17 protein-coding genes are annotated in these 19,651 nt (G+C 65.4%); 1 reads left to right on the top strand and 16 read right to left on the bottom strand.

The features are described from left to right. Nucleotides 1-235 precede the first annotated feature (235 nt). Nucleotides 236-2,017, top strand: a complete 1,782-nt coding sequence (locus LB520_RS05665; RefSeq protein WP_224636756.1) for a chloride channel protein — start codon at nt 236-238, stop codon at nt 2,015-2,017. 99 nt (nt 2,018-2,116) lie between these two features. Here the strand turns inward: LB520_RS05665 and LB520_RS05660 are convergent, their stop codons facing one another. From LB520_RS05660 to fliF, 16 genes are all read right to left on the bottom strand, one after another. Then, a complete protein-coding gene (locus LB520_RS05660; protein WP_224636754.1) occupies nt 2,117-3,760 on the bottom strand; it encodes an MFS transporter in 1,644 nt (547 codons plus the stop codon). 150 nt (nt 3,761-3,910) lie between these two features. Continuing rightward, the gene (gene asnB, locus LB520_RS05655) at nt 3,911-5,776 is read right to left on the bottom strand and encodes an asparagine synthase (glutamine-hydrolyzing) (protein ID WP_224524325.1); all 1,866 of its coding nucleotides are present in this window, start codon (nt 5,774-5,776) and stop codon (nt 3,911-3,913) included. A 159-nt stretch (nt 5,777-5,935) separates the two neighbouring features. After that, the gene (fliQ, locus tag LB520_RS05650) at nt 5,936-6,202 is read right to left on the bottom strand and encodes a flagellar biosynthesis protein FliQ (RefSeq protein ID WP_095766361.1); all 267 of its coding nucleotides are present in this window, start codon (nt 6,200-6,202) and stop codon (nt 5,936-5,938) included. A gap of 121 nt (nt 6,203-6,323) precedes the next feature. Next, nucleotides 6,324-6,731 carry a flagellar hook assembly protein FlgD gene (gene flgD / locus LB520_RS05645; protein ID WP_140632323.1) on the bottom strand — a complete coding sequence of 136 codons (408 nt, stop codon included), beginning with the start codon at nt 6,729-6,731 and terminating at the stop codon, nt 6,324-6,326. Nucleotide 6,732: 1 nt separating this feature from the next. Beyond that, the gene (gene flbT, locus LB520_RS05640) at nt 6,733-7,170 is read right to left on the bottom strand and encodes a flagellar biosynthesis repressor FlbT (protein ID WP_095766363.1); all 438 of its coding nucleotides are present in this window, start codon (nt 7,168-7,170) and stop codon (nt 6,733-6,735) included. Further along, on the bottom strand, nt 7,167-7,514 hold the full coding sequence (gene flaF / locus LB520_RS05635) for a flagellar biosynthesis regulator FlaF (protein WP_040989989.1): 348 nt from the start codon (nt 7,512-7,514) through the stop codon (nt 7,167-7,169). The genes flbT and flaF overlap by 4 nt, the downstream gene beginning before the upstream one ends. 31 nt (nt 7,515-7,545) lie before the next feature. Then, nucleotides 7,546-8,595, bottom strand: a complete 1,050-nt coding sequence (locus LB520_RS05630) for a flagellar hook-associated family protein (protein ID WP_224636752.1) — start codon at nt 8,593-8,595, stop codon at nt 7,546-7,548. Between the two features lie 3 nt (nt 8,596-8,598). After that, nucleotides 8,599-10,050 (bottom strand): flagellar hook-associated protein FlgK, encoded by a 1,452-nt coding sequence (gene flgK / locus LB520_RS05625; protein ID WP_224636750.1) that lies wholly within the window; start codon nt 10,048-10,050, stop codon nt 8,599-8,601. A 29-nt stretch (nt 10,051-10,079) separates the two neighbouring features. Continuing rightward, nucleotides 10,080-11,333, bottom strand: a complete 1,254-nt coding sequence (locus tag LB520_RS05620; protein WP_224636748.1) for a flagellar hook protein FlgE — start codon at nt 11,331-11,333, stop codon at nt 10,080-10,082. Between the two features lie 214 nt (nt 11,334-11,547). Continuing rightward, the gene (locus tag LB520_RS05615; RefSeq protein WP_095766367.1) at nt 11,548-12,216 is read right to left on the bottom strand and encodes a response regulator transcription factor; all 669 of its coding nucleotides are present in this window, start codon (nt 12,214-12,216) and stop codon (nt 11,548-11,550) included. Between the two features lie 222 nt (nt 12,217-12,438). Continuing rightward, nucleotides 12,439-13,029, bottom strand: coding sequence for a transglycosylase SLT domain-containing protein (locus tag LB520_RS05610; protein WP_224524331.1), 591 nt, complete (start codon nt 13,027-13,029; stop codon nt 12,439-12,441). Next, entirely contained in the window at nt 12,959-14,308 is a 1,350-nt protein-coding gene (locus LB520_RS05605; RefSeq protein ID WP_224636746.1) for a flagellar hook-length control protein FliK, read from the bottom strand. The genes LB520_RS05610 and LB520_RS05605 overlap by 71 nt, the downstream gene beginning before the upstream one ends. After that, nucleotides 14,305-15,741, bottom strand: a complete 1,437-nt coding sequence (locus LB520_RS05600; protein WP_411969862.1) for a chemotaxis protein MotC — start codon at nt 15,739-15,741, stop codon at nt 14,305-14,307. Before LB520_RS05600 ends, LB520_RS05605 begins: the two co-directional genes overlap by 4 nt. Before the next feature lie 122 nt (nt 15,742-15,863). After that, entirely contained in the window at nt 15,864-17,249 is a 1,386-nt protein-coding gene (locus LB520_RS05595) for a MotB family protein (RefSeq protein ID WP_224636743.1), read from the bottom strand. Next, nucleotides 17,246-17,872 (bottom strand): hypothetical protein, encoded by a 627-nt coding sequence (locus LB520_RS05590; protein ID WP_224636742.1) that lies wholly within the window; start codon nt 17,870-17,872, stop codon nt 17,246-17,248. The genes LB520_RS05595 and LB520_RS05590 overlap by 4 nt, the downstream gene beginning before the upstream one ends. 3 nt (nt 17,873-17,875) lie before the next feature. After that, nucleotides 17,876-19,534, bottom strand: coding sequence for a flagellar basal-body MS-ring/collar protein FliF (gene fliF / locus LB520_RS05585; protein WP_224636741.1), 1,659 nt, complete (start codon nt 19,532-19,534; stop codon nt 17,876-17,878). Nucleotides 19,535-19,651: the final 117 nt, after the last annotated feature.

Here is a 19,651-nt window from a genome sequence, read left to right as displayed (position 1 = left end):
GGCCGGCGGGCGGAGCTGCTGGCGATCTTCGTTGTACAAGACGATTCCGGCCCTTTCACCATACCGGTGCCCGACTAAGTCTATCTCCTGGTCACGCGGCAAGTCTTGCTTAAGACTAATGCGGCGCAACGCCAAAATGGCGCCACATGCGGTCGGCATTGCGATTGCCACGCAAAGCCGCCGCGCGTATCAGGCACGGCAGTTCTTATCTTTCGCATACCGGCGAGCCGCTTCGTTGCCTGCCAGAAACGACCCACAAGTTTACGCCCGCCGGCTTCGCGCGGTGCTGATCAGCTCGATCCCCGTGCTCGAGGCGCGCGGCATCGTGATCGTGCTGATGGCCGGCATGGTCGGCGTCATCGCGGGCGCGCTGGTCACCGGCATGAGCGCGTTGGTGCAAGGCATGCATTACCTGCTGTTCGACGTGCAGCCAGGCGGCCGGCTTTCGGCGATGTTCTCGCTTGCCGATCCGGTGCAGGCGATGTTCCCGGCGATCGGCGGCCTGCTGCTCGGCCTTTCCCTCATCTGGCTCAGAAAGCGCAAGTTCCGCACACCTGTCGACCCGATCGAAGCCAACGCCCTCTATGGCGGGCGCATGTCGCTCACGGATACTTTCATCATCGTGGCGCAGACGATGATCTCAAGCGGCTTCGGCGCCTCAGTCGGGCTGGAAGCCGGTTACACGCAGATCGGCTCCGGCGTAGCTTCCCGACTTGCCCGCGCTTTCCGGCTGCGCCGCAACGATGTCCGCATGCTGGTCGGCTGCGGCGCGGCCGGCGCGATCGCCGCCGCCTTCGACGCGCCGCTGACCGGCGCCTTCTACGGTTTCGAGCTGGTCATCGGCATCTACTCCGTCGCCAATGTGGCGCCGGTGATGGCGGCGGCGATCGCCGCTTCGCTGACGGCGGAAATGTTCGGCGGCGTACCGTTCCCGCTGGAACTCTCAGGTCTGCCGAATCTGACCGCCGGCGAGTATGTGCCATTCTTGCTGCTGGGGCTGCTCGGCGGGGCTGCCTCGATCGCGATCATGCATCTGGTGAGCATCGTCGAGCGGCTCTTTGTACGGTTGTCGATCGACGTGTCGGTCAGGCCGTTCATCGGCGGCATCTTCGTCGGCTTGCTCGGGCTGGTCACGCCGCAGGTACTCTCCAGCGGCCATGGCGCGCTACACCGCGAGTTCGCCATGAATTATGCCCTTCCCGTGGTGGCGAGCGTCTTCGTGATGAAGCTGGCGGCCTCCGCCATCTCCCTCGGCTCGGGCTTCCGCGGCGGCCTGTTCTTCGCCTCGCTGTTTCTGGGGGCCTTGCTCGGCAAGGTCTTTGCCGGCGTCATGGCGCTGACCGCGCCGTCGGCTGGCATCGACCCGGCGGTCGCCGCCGTCGTGGGCATGACCTCGCTTGCGGTGGGCGTCGTCGGCGGTCCGCTGACCATGACGTTCCTGGCGCTGGAATCCACCCGCGACCTGACGCTCACCGGCGTGGTGCTGGCCGCCTCGATCATGTCGGCGATCCTGGTGCGCGAGACCTTCGGCTACTCCTTCTCGACCTGGCGTTTCCACCTGCGCGGCGAAACGATCCGCAGCGCCCATGACGTCGGCTGGATGCGCAGCCTCACCGTCGGCACGATGATGCGCAAGGACGTCCGCACCGTCCCTGCCTCGACCTCGCTCTCCGAATTCCGCAAGGAGATCCCGCTCGGCTCGGCGCAGCGGGTCATCGCCGTCGAGCAGGCCGACCAATATGTCGGCATGCTGCTGGTGCCGGAACTGCACAGCGATCGCTCCGATGGCGAAATGCCGGTGAGCGCGCTCGCCCAGTTCAAGGACGCGGTGCTGGTGCCGTCGATGAATGTCCAGACCGCCGCCGAGACCTTCCAGCGCACCGGGGCCGAGGAGCTGGCGGTGGTCGAGGATTTCGACGAGCGCATCGTGCTCGGCCTGCTCACCGAGAGCCATCTGATGCGCCGCTATGCCGAAGAGCTCGACAAGGCGCGCCGCGATCTTTCCGGCGAGGGCTAGTCGGTCGACGGCACAGCCACTCGCAAGCTCTACATCATCCAGAGCGCCGACTGATCGTCGACCCTTTGCACGCCGAAGCAGGCTTCGGACGACGTGCGATCAGTGATCGATCGGCCCCTTCGGCGAGACAAGCGTCGTGCCCGCGGTGGTCGGACGCTCGATCATGCGGCGCACGCGCGGCGGGTTGTCGCCGCTGTGCAGCGCGCGGATGCGTTCGCCGACCACGGCGTCGGCATGGGTGGCGCGCCGGTTGTGGCGGATATACTCGACCCAGGTCGGCGTGTGGTAGTGCTCGATCCACACCGACGGATTTTCGAGGTCGCGGGCCAAAGTCCAGTTGCGGGCGCCGTCACGGCGGCGGATGCGGCCGCGCTCGGCCATGGTCGCCAGGAATTCCGGCACGTCCTCCTCGCGGATGATGTACTCGATCATGATAGCGATCGGGCCGCTGCGCGGCTTGAGGTCGAGCGCCAGCATCGGTTCCTTGAAACGGTTGAGCGGATCGAGGTTGAGCACCGTCTGCCGCGGCAAGGGTAGGACGAAGCCGATGGCGCCGCCGGCGAGCATCGCGACCGCCGCAGCGGTCAACGCGGTCTCCGCGCCATGCGCGTCGGCGACGACGCCCCAGATCCAGCTGCCCAGCGCGATGCCGCCGAAGGTCGCCGTCTGGTAGATCGACAGCACGCGGCCGACCACCCAGCGCGGCGTCGACATCTGCACCGTGACGTTGAAATGCGAGAGCGCGATCACCCAGCAGGCGCCGCCGATGAGCAGGCCCGCCGATGTCTGCCAGGCATTGCGGCTGACTGCGGCGTTGAGGGCGCAGAGCGCGAAGCCGCTAAAGGCCATGCGCACCATCGTCTCGCTGGACAGCAGCTGCCTGAGCCGCACGCTGATCAGCGCGCCGCCGACCGCGCCGATGCCGAAGGCGCCGAGCATGATGCCGTAGGTCAGCGCATCGCCCTTGACGACATCGCGCGCCACCAGGGGAAGAAGCGCCAGCACCGCGCCGGCGCTGAAGCCGAAGGCCGAACCTCGGACCAGCACCTTGGCGATGTTGGGCGACATGGCGACATAGCGCAGGCCGGCGCCCATTGCCGCGCCGAGTGACTCGCGCGGCAGGGTTTGCTCGGGCAGCGCCGGCTTCCAGCGGGCGAGCACGACGATCAGGCCGATATAGCTCGCGGCATTGGCGGCGAAGGCGGCCGCCGCACCCGCGGCAGCGACGATGACGCCGCCTATGGCCGGGCCGACGCTGCGGGTGATGTTGAAACCCAGCGAATTGAGCGCGACCGCCGCCGGCACCTTGGCGCGCGGCACCATGTCACCGACCGAGGCCTGCCATGACGGGCTGTTCAGCGCCGTGCCGCTGTCGATCAGGAAGGTGAAGGCAAGCAGCGTCCAGGGCGTCATCCAGCCTTGCCAGGTGAACAAGGTCAGCAGCGCCGAGACGACCAGCATGAAGGTCTGCGCCACCAGCATCACCTTGCGGCGGTTGAAGCTGTCGGCGATGGCGCCGGCAACGAGCGCGAACAGCATGATCGGCAAGGTAGTCGAGGCCTGGACCAGCGCCACCTGGTAGGGCGAGGTGGCGATCGTGGTCATCATCCAGGCGGCGCCCACGCCCTGGATCAGGCCGCCGAAATTCGACACTAGGCTGGCCGACCAGACGGCGCGGAAGATGCCGTGCCGGAACGGCGCCAGCGCGGAGACGCGTTCGCTTTCCGGCTCGTCGTCGATCATGGTTGCGCCTTCATCCGCTATAGAGGCTCGCCGCGCCCGCGCAGGCGGGCGACTCGCCAAAGAGTGCGACCCAACAACAGGATGGCAAAGGCGAAAATGCGTCGGCGAAGCTTTAAGCCAAGCATCTGGCCTGTCTGGACCAACTTTGGGTTATTTCGCACCTCTCTCCTCGGCATGCAGGGCCTCGGTCAACGCGCCTGTTGTCTCGCCATTCATGTAAAGCCTGAGCAGCATTTCCATGCCGACGAGACGCAGGCGCGACGTTTCCTGGCTGCTTGCCATGTCGATCAGGTCGTCCAATTCGGAAGCAGACCATTTCATCGCGTCGCGCAGCAGGCCACCGCGCAGCAGGCCCTGCGTGCCAGCCGAAAAAGCGGCATCCATCTCGAAGCCGTTCTTTGCGGCGCGAATGTTTTCGCGCGGCAGATGGCGTTCGGCGACCTTCTTGAGCAGCCACTTGCCGGTCCCGTCGCGGTATTTCTGCCGGCGCGGCAAATGAAGGGCGAAGTCGATCAGCCGGTTCTCGAGGAACGGCACCCTGAGCTCGACGGACGCCGCCATGCTCAACCGGTCGTGCCGGTGCAGCAGGTCCTGCAGATGCGAGTAAAGGTCGTAAAAACAGCTTGCCAGGAAGGCGCGATCGCCGGGCTGCGCGACGCCGTCCAACCTGTCGAACAGCTTGGTCTGCAGGAAATTCAGCTCGGGCGACAGGGCTCTGAGCGCCATGGCGCGGTCCGTCGGCGAGCCGCGACCGATCGAGTTGCGGAACGGGGCGCGGCGCAATTCAGCGAATTTGCGGTCACGCCCGGCCTTCGACCGGAACAGGCGCTGCAGCCAGGACTGGCGCCAGAGCCTGACCGTCGATGCCTGCCATTTGTAGCCGCCGAAAAGCTCGTCGGAACCCTCGCCGGTCAGCAGCACCTTGACGCCATCGGCGCGGCACTGCTCGGCAAGCGCCAGCAGCGCCGCGTGGCTGGCATGCCACCCGTCGGTTTCGAGGTGCCAGACCGCGCGCGGCCAGAGCTCGAGGAACCGGTCCTTGTCCAAAGGCACCCGACGCAGGCTTACGCCGACATGCCGACCGGTCCGCTCTGCATCCTCGGCCTCGCTGCGGCCGAGCTTCGGGTCGACGACGTAACCATGCATCTCAGGCCTGAAGCGTTTGGCAAGCGCGGTGATCAGGCCGGAATCGATGCCGCCGCTGCAGGCGGTGGCAAGGCTGGTATCGGCGATGCAATGCAGCTCGACACTTTCCTCGAGCAGCGTCCGGAGCGTCGCCATATGTTCGGCGTCGGATGTCTTGTCGCCGGAGATGCGCGCGGTCTCCAGGACGTCGAGGACATGCCAGAAGCGGCGCTTCTCGATGCCCTGCGCCGTGATCTTCCAGAGGCCGGCCGGCGGCAGGCGCTCGATGCCGTCGAAGACGCTGTAGCTCGAATCGCGGCTCTGCCAGGCCAGCCGCAGCGTCAGCTCGCGCGTGTCGATCCGGCGGGTAAAGTCGTGGCAGGCGAGGATCGCCTTGTCCTCTGAGGCGAACAGCAGTCGGTCGCCGGTCTCGGCGACCGACATCGGTTTGATGCCCAGCCTGTCCCTGGCAAGCCACAAGGCGCCGGCGCTGGCATCGAAATAGGCGAAGGAGAACATGCCGTCGAACAACGGCACCGCTTTTTGCGGGCCCCAGTGATGCAGGGCCTGAAGCACCACCTCGGTGTCGGACACCGTGCGGAACGTCAGGCCTTCCGCCTCCAGCGACTTGCGCAATGCGCGAAAATTATAGACCTCGCCATTGTAGCACAGCACACCGTCGCCGGACGCGGTCAGCATCGGCTCGCGCGCGGCGGGCGATGGGTCGATGATGGTCAGCCGGCGATGGCCGAGCGCCAGGCGGGCGTCGTTCCAGTTGCCGTGATCGTCGGGACCGCGATGCGCCAATGCCTGCATCATGCGCGCGACGTCGCGACGATCGCCGCTGCCGATCGGATCGCGCTTTCGCCAGACGCCGGCTATTGCGCACATGGCCCGCCGGCCGTTCTTGCCTGATGCATCGCTTCCTGAAAGTGGCCTAGGACGAGGGCGCCGACCGATGCCGGCGCGCTTCACAATCTAGCTGCTACAGATGCCGCTGCAAGATCATCCGGGTCGGGGCGGAGGCCACCCGACGCTCGCGGCCTTGCGTCAGAAGCCGTGCTCGATGCGTTCGAAGATGACGTTGGTGAAGGCCGAGATCTGGCCGCCGATGAAGGGACCGGTCAGCGCCACCACGAGCATGATGGCGACGATCTTCGGCACGAAGGTCAGCGTGATTTCCTGAATCTGTGTCAGCGCCTGGATGAGCGCGATGCCGATGCCGACGACCATCGCCACCAGCACCACGGGAGCGGAAGCGGTAAGAACCGTCCACACGGCGTACTGGACGATGTCGAGGGCATCGGCCTCGTTCATGGCTGACCTCTCGCGAGCCCGCTAAAGCGGGTCGCATGAAAAACAGTTCACGCGACCTGTTTTTGGTTTTGATTTAAGCATGTCTTTGCCCCGAAACCGGATCCACTTTCGTGAGACATGCTCAGGCGGCCGGCTTGATCGACACGCCCGCGCCGACGGGAACCTGGGTGCCGTCCTGCAGCACGGCGATCAGGCCGCTGCTGGAGAGCGTCACCGAAGCCACCGTTCCGGTTGTCTTGCCGTCGGCCGAGGTGATCGAGCGGCCGATCAGCGCATCGGCCTGCGACAATGCCGAGGACTGCATGATCTGGTCGAGCTTGGTGTTGGTCTGCACCGACTGCTCGACCTGGGAGAAGGTGGCGAGCTGCGCGACATATTGCGTGGAATCCATCGGCTTGGTCGGATCCTGGTTCTTCATCTCGGCGATCAGGAGCTTCAGGAACGACTGGTAGTCAACCGCCGTCTTGGAAGTCTTCTGGCTGGCCTGGTTGGCGCCAACCGGGATCGTTGTCGTCATGTCGACGGCCATTTTATGCTCCTACAGCCAATGCGCGCGGCGTTTGGGAAATGTCGTCATCGTCTTCGAGCACCCTGCGCTCGAGCGGATAGAGCGCGCGGATCGCTTTCAGCGCCTCGTAGATCTCATCCTCGCCGACCATCCGGTCGATCTGCTTCAGGCTCTTGCAGATGTCCTGGTTGTCGAAGCTTGCGATCAGCATCGGCAGCGAGCGGCGGAACATCTCGCGCGCCTCGGGGGCGCCGAGCGGGTTGATCAGCATGATCTGCACGATGAAATAAAGCTGCCTGAGCGGCGTAGAGGCCTGATCGGCCTGGAGGACGTGGCTTTCGAGCAGGAACTGCACGTCGTTCATCAGCTCGATGGTGACCTTGCGGTCGACGCGGATGACCGCGCCGTTGATATAGATCTTCTCGTTGGGCTTTAGCGAGATCTTCAGCGTGTTGGTCATTGGATGCCGTCTCGGATGATCTGGGAGACCTCGATCAGTCCTTCGAAATTATTGGTGCGGCCCTGGCGGATGTCTTCCGTCTCGCGCAGCAGCCATAGGCCGATCGAGATCAGGTTGGCGCGCAGTTCCTTGGGCAGGGCGTTGTCGCTGGAGCCGAGATCCTCGACAAATGTGGTCCAGATGCGGTTGGTGAAATGCAGCGCCTCGACGGCTTCCATCGACTCGGTGCCAACGGCTGCTGCCGCCGCCAGCATGTCGATCGACCGGGTGAGCAGCTGCCGCTCCCGGTCCTTGGCATCGGCGACGGAGTCGGTCTGGATGTCGGCGTAGGAGAATTGATACATCGTCGGCGCTCTGGCGTTCCGGTTTACGTGTTCAAGTCAGATAGTTCAGCAGGCTGAGCTGCTGCAGACGCGCGGTCAAGGCGAAGGAGGTCTCGATATGCTGTGTCAGGTCGGCGACCCGGGTAGCGGCTTCCGCGGGATCGACGCCTTCGAGATCAACGATATGCTTCTCGAACAGGTCGACCTGGGTTTTCATGCGGTCGCTGGCGTCGGATACGCGCTGCTGGGCAAGGCCCGTTTCGGCCCGCACCTGGGTAATGCCGCCGATGGCTTCGCCGACCAGCGCCTGCGCGCGGCTGACGACCGCGTTCTGGGCGGCCTCGCTGATGCTGCCGGTAAGCAGGCTGCTGACCATGGCGGACGCCATGGCGAGCTTGCGGATACCCTGTTCGTTGGCGCTGACCGAGGTCTGGGTGGTTTCGTTGAGCGAGATGCGGCTGGTGATCTGCTCATCGGTGGCGCTCGACCAGTTGGCCTGCCAGCCGGCGCCCAGGAATTGCGGCTCGACCTTGGTGGTGATGAAGTCGTCCATCTGGGCAGCGGTGATGTTGGCCGCCGCCGGGGCGGTCTGGACAAAGCCGAAATAGCTCGAGAAGGCGGCATCGAAGGCGGCTTTGGCCGGCGAGCCCGTGGCGTTGAAATCGTCGATCGGCTTGACGTCGGTGTTGGTGCCGGCAAACAGATATTCGCCGTTGACGCTCGTGTTCAAAATACCCGTCATCTGCTGCAGCGCCGAGGCGCCGGCGGTCTGCAGGATGCTGGTCGAGGAGTCGCCCGACACGCCGCTGGTCAGCGCCGACAGGAAGCTCTGCGCGGCACCGGCGATCTGGCCGAGCGAATCCTGGGTCGATGTCAGTCGCGCGGTGACGAGCGCGTTGGAATCGACGATGCCGTTCAGCCGGTCGAGGTCGCGCTGGAAGGTGACGGCCTGGGTCGTGCGCCCGCCAAGCGCCAGACCGACATCCGCGACCTTGCCGGTCGTGGATTCCGTCGTCGCCTTCACAAGGTCGGCCTGCATTTTCGCTTGCTGATAACGCAGGGCGTTGGAGATGGAGGCTGAGGAAACGGCTGTCGCTTTCATGAATTATCCTACCGCGCTCATCAGGGCGTCCAGCATGTCGCTCACGGTCTTCATCATATGCGCCGAGGCCTGATAGGTGTGCTCGAGGTCGAGAAGCAGGGACATCTCCTGATCAACGTTGACCCCGGTATCGTTGGACAGCGCCTCGGCCGTTCGCGCCGCCAGCGCCTGCTTGCTGTCGGCATTCGTCGAGGCCTGCTGGCGCACGCCTTCGAACCATCCGATGGCGTTGGCCGCGTAGTCGGAGACGCCGGAGCTGACGGCGATGCCGGCCGAGGCATCGAAGGCCATCGGCTGATCGAGCTTGTTGCCGTAGCTGATCAGAAGGTCCGAATAGGATGCGTTGCCGGTGTTGACGACATAGGCCGCGCCGTTGGCGCCGCCGTCGCGCAACAGCGCGGGATTGCCGCCAGCGCTCGGATCGAAGGCGGCGTTGACGCCGATCGATCCGGCGAGGCCGTCGACCAGGGTGCCGGCGGCCGGGATTGCCGGCGCGCCGGACCATGTGAACAGGCCGGCCGCATTGGGCTGCGACGGCGCGGTCTCGGCAAATGCGGTGACAAGGCCGCGCGCGATTTCGTCGAGCTGGCTCTGCATGGTTGAGGCGACGCCGTCACGCAGCTTCAGCAGGCCCGCAAGCTTGCCTTCGGCGGTCGCGTTGTCGCCAGTGCCGGCCGAGACCGGCACGTTGTCGATGTAGACCGTGTTGCCGGGCGTGCCGGCCGAATAGCCGGCCGACGGCGCGAAGGTCACCGAGCGCGGCACGGTCTCGAACAGCGTCGTGCCGTCCTTGGTGGTGACGACCATGTCGTTGTCGCCGCGCGTGAAGGTCGATACCGGGACATATTCCGATATCTTCTTCAGGAGCGCGTCGCGCTGATCGAGCGCGTCGGACACGTCGGTGCCAGATCGCGTGCCGGAGATGACGGCCTTGTTGGCATCCTGGAACTGGCCGAGCAGGGAGTTGAGGTCGTCGACGGCGGTGGCGATCTGGCTGTCGGCCTGGGTGCGGAAGTCCTGGATCGCCTTGGTGCCGCTGTTGAGAGAATTCACCACCTGCTTGGCGGCATCGATGACGCTGGTGCCGAGGTTCTGGTTCGATGGCGTCGTGGCGTAAAGCTGCAGAGATTGTTGCAGCTTGGCGATGGCCGTCGAGGGAGAGGACGCGTTGTCGACCCCGTTGACCGACAGTTCGAGTTGATCCATGCCGTTGTAAAGCGCGCTCTGGCCGCTCCATGCCGACAGCGCCGAAAGGTTCTGGCGGAACAGGAGCTCGTTCGCGGCGCGTTGGATTTCCACCGCCCGGGCGCCCGGCGCCGTGCTGGTCACCACGGCGATGCGGCGGGTATAGTCAGGGTTCGACGCGTCGGCCACATTGCGCGATACGACGCTGGTCTGCTTGGACGTGGCCAGGAGCGCCGATTGGGCAATGCTTAGTGCGGAGGAAAGCGACATGCTGATCTTTCACGGGCGGCGCCCGTCGTTTATCTCTTCAAGTTGACGAGGACGTCCATCAGGTCCGAGCCGGTCTGGAAGACCTTGGAATTGGCGGTGTAGCTGCGCTGCGCCGCAATCATGTTGGTCAGTTCCTCGGCGATATCAACGTTGGAGTTTTCGAGCGCCCCGGAGACGATGGAGCCGAGCTTGCCCTCATTGGCAAAGCCGATGTGGACGGCGCCGGAGTCGGTGCTCTGCACATAGATGTTGCCGGGCATTGCGGTGAGATTGTCGGGGCTCTGAACGTCGGCAAGCGGGATCTTGTAAAGCGCCTTGGTCGAGCCGTCCGCGAACTGAGCGTAGATGACGCCGTCCTGGCCGATCTGAACCTTCTGGATGGAGCTCGGGGCGTTGCCGTTGACCTTGGCGTCGGCGACGGTGAAGCCGGTGCCGAGCTGGGTCAGCTTGGAGAGATCGAGGTTGAGGGTCTGGCCGCCCGGAACCGTGAAGGAGACGCCCGTGGTCGTGCCGCTGAGCTTGCCGGTGGTGGTGTCGAAGGTGAGGTTGGCCGATCCCAGCGCACCGCCGGTATAGGGGAAGGAGGTGCCGGGGGTCGCCTTCGACTGATCGAAGACCGAGACTTCCCATGTTCCCGTGCCGGTCTTGGTGAAATAGACGTCGAGCAGCTTCTTGTTGCCGAGATTGTCATAGGCGACCAGCGAGGTTTTCGACGTGTATTCGGCGGTCGCGCTATTGCTGGACGGCAGCGGGCCGGAGGGCGGCGTCGCGCCCGCGGGCAAGTTGCCGGAGAACAGGCCCTCGGTGCTCGGCGTCGCCGTCATTTGCTGATCGGAGATCTGCACCGGCACGAGGCCCTCGAAGCCGTTGGCGGTCGCTGCCGGATCGCCATTGGCGTAGTCGTAGGCCATGAGCTGGTAGCCCGCGGCGTTGACCAGCCGGCCCTGCGCATCCGGGACGAAGGAACCGGCGCGGGTGAGATAGGGCGTGCCGCCGGCATCCTGGACGACGAAGAAGCCGTCGCCGTTGACGGCAAGATCGGACACCGAGGTGGTGTAGGTCATGACGCCTTGCGTGCCGACGGCCGAGCGGATCGTGGTGGTCACGCCACCGGAATTATAGGCGCCGCCGGTGCCGGGCATGATCAGTGACGAGAACTCGGCCGAAGAGCGCTTGTAGCCGGTGGTGTCGGAGTTGGCGATGTTGTCGGCCACCGCGGAGAGGCGGTTGGCCTGCGCGTTCATGCCGGAAACGCCGGTCCGCATCATTCCGTAGAGGCTCATCGATGGATCTCCGCAGTGCCTGGGTAGCAGGCCGTAAAATTATGCCTCGTGTCTTGCGCGAGGCTGGCGCGGGATGGGCCTAGACCGCGATGGCGCTTCGTTGAATCGCCAACGCGCTCTGACTCTTCGTTGGAGCATGATCCTTGTCCGAAAACCGGTTCCCACTTTTTGCTTTCGCTGACCTTCGGTTCGGGATCACGCTCGAGGGCGGCCATCAAAACACCAGCCGGTAGCCGAGGAACCTCTTGGAATCGATCGGATCGTGACCGAGCTTCTCGCGCAGCTTCTTGCGCAGCTTCGAGATGTGACTCTCAACCACGTTCTCCTCGACCTCCTCGTCGAAGATGCCGTAGATGGCGTTGAAGACCTGGGTCTTGGTCACGCGCCGGCCGCGGTTGCCGGCCAGATATTCCAGGATGCGTCGCTCGCGCCGCGGCAACGGCAGCGGCTCGCCGTTGATCTCCGGATCGCGGCCGTCCATGAAGATCCGCATCGACCCGACCTCGGTATAGGCGGCCTCTTCGGAGCCGCGGCGGCGGATGGCGGTGATGCGGGCGAGAATCTCTCGGATATGCACCGGCTTGCGGACGACATCGTCGACGCCGCTTTCGAACAGCCGCAGCGTGTGCTCGAGCGAGTGATGTTCGCTGAGCGCGATCACCGGCGCGCCGGTGCGGTCGCGGATCTGGCGCGGCGATATCGCGCCTTCGCGGCAGTCGCCGATGAGAAAGGCCCTGACGGATCTGAGATCGGTGTCGGCGGCGGAACTCACCCACTCGCCGAATTCGCCTGGCGCGAAGCCGGCAGTGGCCACCCCCTCGCGATCGAAAAGTGAAGAGTAGCCCTCTGTCACGAGCTCTCGCTCGTCAACGATCACGATCATCGGCCCGCCCTCCGAATCATTTCACTTGCCCCGTGCGGAAAGGCGTACCCGGCTCGACGAATCCTGGAAAACCATCATTTCTTGTAGCTATTTTCTTGGGAGTTTTTTTGGGAGCCGTAATAAAAGCGGTTGCGCTGGTGTGTTCGCGCCAGCTGCTGACCGACGAATATCGGCGCCGGCGGGACAGGCTGGCGAAGGTCGACCGACTCTCAGGTACAACAACTACTGATTGCAGAAAGTGCTGGCATTCGGCGTCCACTTGCCGAAGCCGGTGGCGACCATGTTGGCGATGACGCGGCAGACATAGACCTTCTGCGCCGGGTCATTGTCGGGGCCGGCATGATAGCGGGCGACGGCCATCGACCAGGTCATGTGCCGGGCATGCAGGCTGACCAGGAAGCGTGCCGCGTAGTCGACATTGCGATGCGGGTCGAGCATGTCCTCGACGCTGCGGAACTGCGCGCCGTGATAGCGATGGTTGATCTGCATGCAGCCGAGATCGATCAGCGTCTTGCCCTCGCGACGCGCGTTCTCGAATGCGGCGAGCGCTTCGCCGCGACTGCGAGGAAACACAGCTTTTCCTTCTATATTCAAGGCATTAGGCTGAAGGCTGCCCTTCTTTCCGGTCTCGGTCAGGCCGACGGCGTACAGGATTCCGGCGGGCACCCCGTAGCGATCGGCGGCGCGCAGGATCTCCGGCTCGCAGGGATTGGCTGCGGCGCTGGCCGCGCCGGCAGCGAAACTAGATATACATATCGTCGTCAGCACGCTCGCGAAGAGGCGAAGCGGGTCGACCGAATTCCTGTGCGCCATCGCCATTGTTCCTTCCCGGTTGCCGGCCGCCGCCCGCGCCGTTGCCGCCCGAGTTCCCAGGCTGGAACGAAGGCTGGTCGCGGCCTGTCGACATCGGCATGGCGCTGGTTGCGTCGGCGCGGCTGGCCGCATGGGCTGCTATCGAGGGTTGCAGGATGGTGACCTTGTCGACGTCGAAGCCGAGGCTGCGCATCGACTTGACGACGGCGTCGCTGTCGGCGGCGAGACGGCGGTATGCCTCGTGTGTCTCGGGCTTCATCTCAATCGAAAGTCGCTCCCCCGAGAGCCGCAGGCTGGCGACAACCGATCCGAGCTCCGAAGGGTGCAGCTCGATCTTCAGCACGTGTGTCGGAACGGCAACAGAATTGGTCGTCTGGGAGCCCGTCGAGGCGCTTGCAAAGGCTTGCTGGACGCCATGGTCGGAGGCAAGCCCTTCAACCAGCGCCGATACCGTCTGGCCGATCGGGTTTTGCGCCGGCACCGGGAAGCTCTGCTGGCTGACGACTTCCATGCGTCCGGCGGAAGAAGACGGCTTGCCCGGAGTCTGCTGCGCGGCCGACTGCGATTGCAGCGAAGCCTTGGATGCGGAAGCCGGCCGCCAGCCCTGCGGCGGCAACGGGCTACCGGCCGTCGGATCATCCCCTCGCGCCGGCAAGGCATCGGCATCACGCCGGCCCGGCATATCGAGAGCCATTTGCGCCTTCACCGGCTTCTGCCCAAAATCGGGCCCGGAATCGTCCGCTGCCGTCGAACGGGTGGATCGCGACAGCGGCTCGGCGGAACTGTCGATCGCCGTGCGCTTGCCGGCGCGCAGCCGCAGTTCCAGCGATCCGTGGTCGCCGGCGGCTTCTTCACCATCAGCGCCGCCCGCGCCCGACGATTGCGCGAAATGCTTCATGTCGCCCAGCGCCATCAGCAATGGCAAGCGGTCCTGCAGCGGCGTGGAATCATCGGCTTGCGCCGCGGTATCCTTATCCGCGGTCTGCTTCGCGGATAAGGATTGCCCGTCGGTCTTCGCGGACTTTCCCGTCGCCTTCTGCGAACCGGTTTTCCCCTGCGGGTCCTGGTCCGGCTCATGCCTGCCGGCATTGGCCGGCAAGCGCCTTGCCGGATGCGCGTTCGGTATTACCGGTCCGGCCGTGTGCTTGTCCTGTGGGCTCTCGGTCCCATGCACCATCTTGCCGAAATTCTGATCCCCATCCTTGTCGCCGGCAGTGTGCTGCCGGGACGGGGACTGTGTCGAAGCAAAGCCCGGCAAGGTCTGGTTGACGCTGGTCATTTCGGGGCTGCTCCGAGGAGTTGGTCGATCTGGTCGAGCTGACGCCGCGTGCTGGTGACCGCCGCATCGATCGGGTCTTGCATATCGGGCGTCGCCGGTGCGGATGCCTTAACCACCGGCGCGGCGCCGGTCGGAGCCGGAGCGGCGGCCAGGGTTCCAGCCGATGCTTGCGCAGGCTGCGGGACAGGGGGCGGCGAAGCGGCGGACGTGTCTTTCGCCTGGTCGCTCGGCGCGACCGGCGGATCGCTCACCGCGACCGCGGGATCGGGTGCCGCGACCGGTGGCTGTTCGGGCATCGCTCCTTCCACGGGAGGCAAGTCCGCATTGGCCGGGTCGGCTGAGCCCTCGGTCGCGGATTTCCCTCCGTCGCCTCTTGCAACGATTGTCGGTGCGGTTTCGGCGTTTGCGGGCGCTTTCACCGGCGCCATCACTTCGCCCGCCACGGCCTGCGCGGCGTCGAGCAGGTCGCGGTCGCTTTGCGAAAGCTTGCCGCGATCGATCTTGCCGAGCTTGGCGCGCACTTCATCGACATTGGCCGATGTCATGATGGAAAGGCTCGAATAGAGCTGAGTGCGCGGGTCGTCCCGGCTGCCGCTGCCGTTGCGGCCCAGCTCGGCCTTCGCTGAGGCGAAAGCCGAGAGCTCGGTCATCCCGTCGATCGCGGCACGGCGCGCGATGCGCAGGTAGATCACTTTCTCGCGCTCGGGATCCATCATCGAGGTGATGTCGGCGATCTTGTCCTGGCTGATCGCCATGTGCAGCGTAATGACGCCGGAAACAAAGGCATCGGCGAACTGGCTGGCGTAAGGGGAATAGAGGTAGGACGCGACATACTGGGTCGAGGCCAGCGCGAAACGGGCGGCATCGCCCCGCGCGGCCGCCATGCCCACGGAGCGTCGAAGCGCTGCCTCCTCGACCAACGTGCCGGGGCTGAGCAGGCGCGCCTCGTCGAGCAGGTTCAGCGCTGCCGCCGGATCATCCGTCGCAAGCAGCGAGCCCTTGACCAGCGCCAGGAAGGCGCCGAGGTCGGCGGGCACGCCCAACGGATCGATCGGCTTCAGCATTTCGATCGCCTCGGCCGGCCGGCCGCTCAGATAGGCGACGACGCCTCTGGCGATGGCCAGGCTTTGCGGGTCGGTTGCCGCGCGCGAAGCCGCCGCCGCGACCGTCACCGGGTTGCCGCCGCTCATGCCGTAGACGAGCAGAGCGCGGAAGTTCTTCGGCTCCTTGAAATCCTCGGCATCGGCATTGCGCATCCGGGCGTCGATCATTTCGAGGAGTTTTGCCTGCATCGGCAACGCGGCATGATCGCCGCCGGCAATACGATCCTGGATCAGCTGCAGCGAACGCACCAGCTGATAGGGTTGCAGGGCGTCCTGCGCGAAGGCCGCCGATGACGGCCCGGCAACGAACAGCGCCAGCGCCAGCGCCATCCCAGCAAAAGCGTGATGCGGTTTTCCGTTCGGAATTGCGCCAAGGCAAAGAGATGGAGCGGTTCGCCGTTTCGCTGACACGGTGAAGCGCTTCATCGAACGGCCGATGACGGTCCTGGCCCTCATCCGCCGGCCGCCATCAGGATTTCGATGCGTCGGTTCGCGGCAGCCATCGGATCGGAGGCGATCTTTGGCTTCCGGTCGGCGAAGCCCGCGACCTCGGTGATGCGGCTTTCGTCGACGCCCCCGCGCACCAGCATATAGTAGGCCGAATGGGCGCGCGCGGTGGACAGCCGCCAGTTATCGTAAGTGTCGCTGCGAAACGGCCGCGCGTCCGTGTGGCCGCTGATGGTGATGGTGCCCTTCTTCTCGTTGACGATGCGGCCGATCTTTTCCATCGCCAGCACCAGCTCGCGGCGCGGCATGGCCGAGCCGATCTCGAACATGCCGAAATCGAGCTGGTCGGTGATCGAAATGACGACGCCCTTGTCGGTGGCCTCGACCGAGACGCCGTCGGCAAGCTTTTCACCCGGCGGGAATGCCTTGGCGAGCTCCTTCTTGATATCCGCCGCTTCCTGAAGAGCGGCTTTGCTCGGCGCCTTGTCGCTTTTGTCGGCGGCTTGCTCGGGTTCGGTCTTTTCCGCCTTCGCGGTTTCGGCCGTGGTGTCGGCCGCTGCATCCTCGCGCTTGTCGACTTCAGCTTTCCCGTCTTGGGCTTTCTCGGTCTTGTTTGCTTCGCCCGACAGCGTCTCGGCCCCGCTTTGCGCGGCCTTTGGTTCGCTCTTGGCGTCGGTCTTTTGCGGGGTTGCCAGCGGCTCCAGCGGCGCGGCCGTCAGGGCAGGAGCGGCGGCGACCTTCTCGCCGGGCTTGACCGGATCGCCTTCGATCCTGGCGCGTTCGGCGGTGGCCTCGGCGCCAGGCGCCGCCACTTGCTGCGACCAGAAATCCGGCGCGAACGGATCGCGATAGGATTCGCCGCCGGATGCGCCGGTTGCCGGACCCGCCGCCTGGGCGCCGCCTTCGCCCTTGGCGCTGACGTTCTGCATCACGCCCGTATCGGCGGCGATCTCCGCCAGCACCGCGTAGGGATCGGCGAACAGCTTTTCGTCGGAAAGCTGGGCATCCTGCGCCCCGGCCTTGGTCTGCCGGCGTTCGGAGGAACCGGCGCCGCCCTTGCCGTCATCGCCCGCCTTGGTCGCGCCCTGCTGCGGGTTATCCGCGGTCAATCCGACCTTGCTCGGGCCGTCGCCGAGGTCTTCCAGGCCCTTACGGCTGGAGTTGCGATCGATCAGCTCGACCGGGTTGAAATAGCTGGCGACGGCTGCCTTGGTCTGCTCGTTGGCGGCGTTGATCAACCACATGACGAGGAAGAAGCACATCATCGCCGTCATGAAGTCGGCGAAGGCGATCTTCCACACGCCACCATGGTGAGCGTCGTCATGACCGTCGTGATTGCGCTTGACGATGATGATCTCGTGCCGGGGATCGGCATGCTCGACGGCGCTCATGACAGGACCTCCGACAAGGACGCCGACCACTCGGCGATACGCGTCTCGAACACGGTTTCGTCGATGGTGACGGTCAGGTCGAAGCCTGGCGCCTCGGTGAAGTCGAGATTGGCGGCGCGGGATCCGAGCGCTTCTTTCAGCGGCTCGAACAGCGACAACGGCCCGCGGACAGCAATGCGCACGGCCTCGCTGTCGGCGACCGCCGCACTGATGGCGCGGGAAAGGGCGGCGAGCGAACGCTTCTGCAGGTCGTCGCTGAGAAGGCCGCCGACGATACGGGCGACGGTTGCGCCGGCAAGCTCGGCAACGCGCTGCTCCATGGCCTCGATGCGCGTGGCGACGGCGACGCCGAGATCGCCGCCGAAGCTCTCAAGGAAAGTTTGCGCGGCCTGGTCGCTGGCCTGGCGCTCGGCGTCGAGCGCTGCCTGATGGGCCAGCGCGAGGCGCGCCTCGAGCGCTACCTCCGCGTCGGCCACGGCCTCGGCGATCAGCGCGCCGATATCGGCCTGCGGCTCCGGCGCGGCCGGCAGATGCTCGGCGTCGCGCGCGGTCGGCGCCTGATTGGCACGCGGCGTGCGCGAACCAAAATCGGGCAGGAGATCGAAGAGGGCTGCGGAGGCCATGGCCTAACCCACGGCTTCCGGGACGGCTGCCCATTTGCGCAGAATCTGCGCGGTGCGCTCCTCGTTGAGGTCAACCATGCGGGCAAGCCGGTCCTGCGGCGCCGGCCGGATTTTCTGGCGCAGGTCATCGAGCGGGGTTGTACCGGCGCGCGCGCCGGGCAGGGCGCCGGCCGGGGCCTCGGCGGTGATCGCGGCGACCGGCGCATCGGGCGTCGGCAAAGAACGCTGCACGTCGTCGAAGCTCGGGCCGGCAATGGCCGCAGGCCTTGCCGACGCCGTCAGCGCGGCGGCCATCGGCTTGAGGCCGAAGAACGCCACCAGGAAGACGACGACGATGAAGGCGCCGGCATTGATCAGCGTGCCGGTATAGGTGCCGATCGAGGCGAGAATGCCAGGCTGATCTATCGGCTCGCCGTCGAGGCCGTTGATGAATTCGACCGCCGAGACGTCGATGATGTCGCCGCGCTTGTCGTCGAAGCCGGTCGCCGAGGCGACCATCTTCTGGATATCAGCGACTCGCTTGGCGATCTGCTCCGGCGTGGCGTCCTTGCCGAGGATGGTCTTCAGGCGATCCTGGTTGACGACGACCGCGATCGACATCTTGTTGACCGTGTAACCGTTGGAGACGGTGGCGATCTTCTTGGAATTGATCTCGTAGTTCGTGATCTCTTCCTTGCGGTCGTTCTGCGATGTGGATTGCGGGCCCTCGGTGGTGGTGGTCTGCGTCTCGGGCAGGTTCTGCTCGACGCTGGTCGGGGTCGAAGCCTGCTTCTGGTTGCTGGCCTCGTTGGTCTTCACCGACTGCACCGAACGCTCGACGCGCGAGTTCGGATCGAAGATCGTCTCCTCGGTCTGGCGCGTGTCGGTGTTGACGTCGGCCTTGACGCTGGCGCGGAAATTGTCCGGGCCGAGATAAGGGGTGAGCGCGCGGCGGATGTTGTCGCCGATCTGCGCCTCGACCGTCTGCTCGACGCCCAGCGTGCGCGCGGCGCTCGTGTTGGACGGGTCGTCGCCGGCGGCCAAAAGGTTGCCGTTGGAATCGAGCACGGTGACCTTGTCGGCCGAGAGGCCGGGAACGGCCGCGGCGACGAGGTGGCGGATCGACATGGCGCTCTTCTCGGCATCGCTGCCCGCATAGCGGATGACCACCGAGGCGGAGGGCTGCTGCTCGTCGCGACGGAAATTGGCACGCTCGGACATGACGATGTGGACTCGAGCCGCCTTGACGCCGGAGATCGACTGGATGGTGCGCGCGATCTCGCCTTCCAGGGCGCGCACGCGGGTGATCTGCTGCATGAAGGAGGTGAGGCCGAGCGAGCCGACATTGTCGAACAGCTCATAGCCGGCGTTGGCGCTGGTCGGCAGGCCTTTCTCGGCAAGCAGCATGCGCGCCTGCGCGGTGGTGCCGGCCGGCACCATCACGGATGTGCCGTCGGAGCCGACGTCGAAGCCGATGCCGGCGTCGGCCAGCACCAGTCCGATCTGATTGACGTCGGAACGCTCGAGGCCGACATAGAGCGTCTCATAGGCCGGACGGTTGAGATAGACCGACGCGATGCCGATGACGGCCATGACCAGGGCCGCGATGCCGCCCATGAGCGCCAGACGCCTCACGCCGAAGCTCTTCAAATTCGCGATGATGCTCTGGATCTGTTCCGGCACGATTCAACCGCTCCCAGCATGACTGTCCGCCGGAAGACTAGACCGCGAAGCTTGTGCGAGGATGATAGGCGTGCCGCCGAAGGTCCAGCAAAGCGTCGACCCGGCTCTTATCGAAAA

This window comes from Mesorhizobium sp. CA12 (assembly GCF_020165255.1).
Classification (GTDB): Bacteria; Pseudomonadota; Alphaproteobacteria; order Rhizobiales; family Rhizobiaceae; genus Mesorhizobium.
The sequence above is the reverse complement of the archived record's forward strand: the minus strand, read 5'-3'. Positions and strand labels throughout refer to the sequence as shown.

What these genes read in the sequence shown, in the direction of transcription:
- LB520_RS05605 (WP_224636746.1), bottom strand. Translation starts at nt 14,308, where the DNA reads ATGACCAGCGTCAACCAGACCTTGCCGGGCTTTGCTTCGACACAGTCC.
- flbT (WP_095766363.1), bottom strand. Translation starts at nt 7,170, where the DNA reads ATGACCAACACGCTGAAGATCTCGCTAAAGCCCAACGAGAAGATCTAT.
- LB520_RS05660 (WP_224636754.1), bottom strand. Translation starts at nt 3,760, where the DNA reads ATGATCGACGACGAGCCGGAAAGCGAACGCGTCTCCGCGCTGGCGCCG.
- LB520_RS05595 (WP_224636743.1), bottom strand. Translation starts at nt 17,249, where the DNA reads ATGAGCGCCGTCGAGCATGCCGATCCCCGGCACGAGATCATCATCGTC.
- LB520_RS05630 (WP_224636752.1), bottom strand. Translation starts at nt 8,595, where the DNA reads ATGAAAGCGACAGCCGTTTCCTCAGCCTCCATCTCCAACGCCCTGCGT.
- LB520_RS05600 (WP_411969862.1), bottom strand. Translation starts at nt 15,741, where the DNA reads ATGGCGCTGGCGCTGGCGCTGTTCGTTGCCGGGCCGTCATCGGCGGCC.
- LB520_RS05615 (WP_095766367.1), bottom strand. Translation starts at nt 12,216, where the DNA reads ATGATCGTGATCGTTGACGAGCGAGAGCTCGTGACAGAGGGCTACTCT.
- flaF (WP_040989989.1), bottom strand. Translation starts at nt 7,514, where the DNA reads ATGTATCAATTCTCCTACGCCGACATCCAGACCGACTCCGTCGCCGAT.
- flgD (WP_140632323.1), bottom strand. Translation starts at nt 6,731, where the DNA reads ATGGCCGTCGACATGACGACAACGATCCCGGTTGGCGCCAACCAGGCC.
- fliQ (WP_095766361.1), bottom strand. Translation starts at nt 6,202, where the DNA reads ATGAACGAGGCCGATGCCCTCGACATCGTCCAGTACGCCGTGTGGACG.
- flgK (WP_224636750.1), bottom strand. Translation starts at nt 10,050, where the DNA reads ATGTCGCTTTCCTCCGCACTAAGCATTGCCCAATCGGCGCTCCTGGCC.
- asnB (WP_224524325.1), bottom strand. Translation starts at nt 5,776, where the DNA reads ATGTGCGCAATAGCCGGCGTCTGGCGAAAGCGCGATCCGATCGGCAGC.
- LB520_RS05620 (WP_224636748.1), bottom strand. Translation starts at nt 11,333, where the DNA reads ATGAGCCTCTACGGAATGATGCGGACCGGCGTTTCCGGCATGAACGCG.
- LB520_RS05590 (WP_224636742.1), bottom strand. Translation starts at nt 17,872, where the DNA reads ATGGCCTCCGCAGCCCTCTTCGATCTCCTGCCCGATTTTGGTTCGCGC.
- LB520_RS05610 (WP_224524331.1), bottom strand. Translation starts at nt 13,029, where the DNA reads ATGGCGCACAGGAATTCGGTCGACCCGCTTCGCCTCTTCGCGAGCGTG.